Source organism: Intrasporangium sp. (genome assembly GCF_036566125.1).
GTDB lineage: Bacteria > Actinomycetota > Actinomycetes > Actinomycetales > Dermatophilaceae > Intrasporangium.
The window spans coordinates 1-3191 of record NZ_DATCWX010000076.1; the positions used below are offsets into that span (position 1 = coordinate 1).

The following is a 3191-nucleotide window of genomic DNA, read 5'->3' on the forward strand; positions in this document are numbered from 1 at the left end:
TGGCGGATGAGTCGGCCGATACGCCGGGTTCTGTTCCGCGTCCCCGTTGCCAGTGACGCGGCGACGGCCATCCATCTCGGCCGGCCATTGCTGACCGGCTCCCGCGCCCTACCCGCGCACTCGACCGGGCCGGTCTCGAGCGTGCGCTGTCTGGGCTTGCTCCGGGTGGGGTTTACCGAGCCGCCCCAGTCACCTGGAGCGCTGGTGGTCTCTTACACCACCGTTTCACCCTTACCTGCAAAGCAGGCGGTTTGTTTTCTGTGGCACTGTCCCGCGGGTCACCCCGGGTGGCTGTTGGCCACCACCCTGCCCTGTGGAGCCCGGACGTTCCTCGGCAGGATCTCTCCTGACGCGACCGCCTGGCCGACTCATCCGTCGTCAATCATAGATGCCGTATGCCGCTGAGCTCGCACCGCGCCCACGGGACCGCGGGTGCGTGACCTGGTTCACAACGGGGCGCGGGCATCAACGAGGGTTGGCCCTCGTTGGTCATCGTGAGACGTCGATACGCAACCGAACGAGGACATGACCGAGCAACTGCAGACCGAACCCGCCCCACCCGCCCGCAGAGCGACGTTGCTCGACCTCTCCCTCACCCAGCTCATCGCTGGGTCGTGTGCTGCCGCCACCGCGGCCTTCCTCGGCTCGCGCGTCGGTTGGGTGGGCACGGTCACCGGGGCCGGGATCGGATCCGTCGTGAGCGCCGTCGCGGCGAGCCTCTACACGGCATCGATGACCCGCGCCGGTGAGGCCGTGCGTCGGCAGAAACTGCACCCTCGGCGAGCACAGGCGAGCCCGCAGTCTGCGCCCGACTCGCCATCGTCAAGTGTGCAGAAAGTGCGCGCGCCGCGGCGGGTCCTGGCCACCGCCGGTGTGCTCTTCGCCTTGGCCGTTGCTTTCCTCACCGGACTCCAGCTGGCCACCGGCGCAGATGTGACCGGAGCCTCCCTCGGCACCCGGCAGTCCGACAACCAGCCACGCGAACGCGCCGTTCTCGAGGACCCGGCCGACACGCCCACGACCGAGTCCGTGGCCACGCCAGAGTCGACCAGTCCCGCGACTCTGCAGGTGCCCGCGCCGGAGCCCACCGACGGATCCGGGGTCACCGCACCGACGGGCGACCCGAACCCCGCTGCTCCCACGCCGACTGAGACGGCTCCCTCCGACCCAGCCACCCCGGGAAGCCCGACCCCGACCCAGCCGACCAACCCGGCGAGCCCGACGACGCCAGCCGGCTGAGCGGCATACGGCATCTCGGTACCCACCGGGGTGCTCAGCCGACGACGCTGAGCGCGACCTTCCCGGTCTCGATCTCCGCGGCGTCGACGCGAACCTGCACGGTCGCTCCCTCGTCGGCCCGCCCTGTTGCCTTCGCCACCACGGCGAGGTCGATGAGCTGGACCACCACGCCCCTGTCGTTCTGGTCGACGACCACGCCCTCGACCGTCGAGCCGATGAGCGAGCGGAGCTCCGCCGCCTCCACCGCATCGGTGCAGGCACGCTCCACTCCCCCGGCCTTGCGGTCTGACGTCGTCATGATCGCGGGAACCGTCGGCAGGGCCGTGAGTGCCCAGGGCGGCACCTCGGTGCCTGCGGAGAGGGCCTCGCAGACGACGAGCCCGAACCGGTCGACGAGGCGACGCAGGGGGGCCGTGACGTGGGCATAGGGGTTGGCGACTGCGGCGTGGTTCGGCTGCTTGGGGACCTCACCGTTGAAGTACGTGTACCCCGCCCCCCGGAAAAGCGTCGTCGCCTCGTGGATGAGCGCGAGGTGCTCGGGCTTGGCCCGGTCAAGGGTGCGCAGGAACTCGCCGTAGGCGAGCTTCTCCGGCCACGGGACGCCGGCGGCCGACGCCTGGCGCCGGAACCGCTTGACGTCGCGGGGATCCGGGTCGGGCATGGTGCGCAGGATGCCGACCTTGCCGCGGAGCATGAGGTCAGCGGCGCCCATCCCGGCCAGCAGCGAGATCTGCGCATTCCAGTCCTCCGACGGGAGCAGCGGCCGGAAGCTCACCCTGAAGCCGCCCTTGCCATCCTCGGCAACCTCCTGCTCCGGCATCGGCAGGGATGCTCCACCACGCTTGGCCTCCAAGGCGATTCGCTTCTCCCCCACCTCCCTGAGGAGCGCCAGCACATCCTCGGCAGAGCCGTCGTCGACCAACCGCTGCACCTCGACATAGTCGTAGCGCCGCACGCTCCGGACCATGGCCCGCGCGACGCTCACCTCGACGCCCTCGCCGTCGGCTGCGAGAACCAGGTCCCAGACGAAGGCCGGCCGCACCTCGTCCGGCAGCAGGCTCGCCGCACCCTCGCTGATCTCCTTGGGGTGCAGCTGGACGCGCTTGTCCGGGCAGTAGATCGTCTGACCACGGCGGCGAGACTCGGCGTCGATCGCTCCCTCCGGCCGCACGAACGCCGGCACGTCGGCGATGGCGTACCGGACGCGGTATCCGTCGCCCTGTCGCTCGATGTGCATCGCCTGGTCGAGGTCCATCGACGTCGCTGGGTCGATGGTGATGAACGGGATGTCCGTCGCGTCCGCCGTCGGGAGCTCCGCGCTGGCAACCGCACGGGTGGCCTCGGCGACGACGTCCGACGGGAACTCCGGTGGGACTTCGAACTCCTTGCGAATCGCCTCGAAGCGTTGGGCGAGAGCGACTCCCGCGTCGCCCGGCGGCTCTGCTCGGCGATAGACGATGTGTCGCTTGGCCATGGGGCAACCCTACGCAGAAGGAGTCGCGCAGCGGCCTAGGCTGTGGCGCGTGCTCATCCTCCTGCCGCCGTCAGAGGGCAAGACGCAGCGTCGCCGCGGTCGCACGCTCGACCTCGAGACGCTGTCCTTCCCGGAGCTGACCGGCCTGCGGGCGACGATCATCGAGGGTGCCAGCGAGATCAGCGCGCGTCCCGATGCGCACCGGCTGCTGGGCGTGAGCCCCAACCTGGTGGAGGAGGTGGCCCGTAATACGCGCCTTCACGTGGCGGCGACGGCGCCTGCCGGCGAGGTCTACAGCGGCGTGCTCTATGACGCCCTCGACCTCGCTTCCCTCGACCCGGGGTCGAAGCGGAGAGCGAACCGCCGGATCGTCATCCTTTCTGCCCTCTTCGGAGCGCTGCGCCCGACGGATCGAGTCCCCGCCTACCGGCTCCACCCCTGCGTGGAGCTGCCCGGGATCGGCGGCCTGACCGACGCA

General features: G+C 70.3%; 3 protein-coding genes and 1 other RNA gene. 2 read left to right on the top strand and 2 right to left on the bottom strand.

The window, feature by feature from the left end; translation table 11 throughout:
* Window positions 1-3 precede the first annotated feature (3 nt).
* An RNA gene (gene rnpB, locus VIR15_RS04415) (RNase P RNA component class A) lies at window positions 4-371 on the bottom strand.
* A gap of 154 nt (window positions 372-525) precedes the next feature.
* Here rnpB and VIR15_RS04420 point away from each other — a divergent pair.
* Window positions 526-1239, top strand: a complete 714-nt coding sequence (locus tag VIR15_RS04420; protein ID WP_331926262.1) for a superantigen-like protein SSL4 — start codon at window positions 526-528, stop codon at window positions 1237-1239.
* 34 nt (window positions 1240-1273) lie between these two features.
* On the opposite strand, the gene VIR15_RS04425 is transcribed toward VIR15_RS04420, so the two are convergent.
* Window positions 1274-2713 (bottom strand): RNB domain-containing ribonuclease, encoded by a 1440-nt coding sequence (locus VIR15_RS04425; RefSeq protein WP_331926263.1) that lies wholly within the window; start codon window positions 2711-2713, stop codon window positions 1274-1276.
* Between the two features lie 49 nt (window positions 2714-2762).
* On the opposite strand from VIR15_RS04425, the gene VIR15_RS04430 reads away from it, so the two are divergent.
* The coding region (locus VIR15_RS04430; RefSeq protein ID WP_331926264.1) for a YaaA family protein at window positions 2763-3191 on the top strand (429 nt) is incomplete at its 3' end.